1 pseudogene is annotated in these 517 nt (G+C 78.9%); it reads left to right on the top strand.

Annotation, left to right across the window (positions count from 1 at the left end):
- Positions 1-132 precede the first annotated feature (132 nt).
- Positions 133-517 (top strand): annotated as a pseudogene (locus ABEB16_RS22565) (hypothetical protein); the annotation flags it as partial.

Raw genomic sequence — 517 nt, 5'->3', positions numbered from 1 at the left:
CGCGGTCGGGCGCTGCGTCCGGGCCCGCGCGCGGTTAGTGTCGCGCCTGAGCGACGCGACGGCCCGCCCCAGCGCGGCCGGGCCGGCGGTCGCCGCGTGCGAAGGCGGACGCGGTCGGACGGGAGTGGGTCGATGAGCGGCGGCGGAGCCCCCGAGTACCCCCGGGACCCCGTCGCGCGCCGGCGCTTCCGGGAGGTCACGTCCTCGGTGCTGGGCGCCCTGGTCGACGGCGACCCGCAGCGGCGCGCCGCCCTGGCCGGCAGCGCCGACGAGCCGTGGACCCGGCGGCTGCTGGCCGCACCCCTGCCCGACACCGGCCCCGCCGGCCTCGCCGAGCGCGAGCGGGTGCTCGTCGACGCCCTGGAGGTGCTGGACGGCATCGACGACATGGGCCTCGACGTCGACGACGCCGTCGACCTGGAGATCCTGCGCGCCGACGTGGCGTGCCAGCTGTGGGAGGTGGCCTCCCTCGGGCTGGTCAAGGCCGTGGACGGTTTCGACCCCGACCGGGGCCGGG

The organism is Kineococcus glutinatus, assembly GCF_039542765.1.
GTDB lineage: Bacteria > Actinomycetota > Actinomycetes > Actinomycetales > Kineococcaceae > Kineococcus_A > Kineococcus_A glutinatus.
The sequence above is the reverse complement of the archived record's forward strand: the minus strand, read 5'-3'. Positions and strand labels throughout refer to the sequence as shown.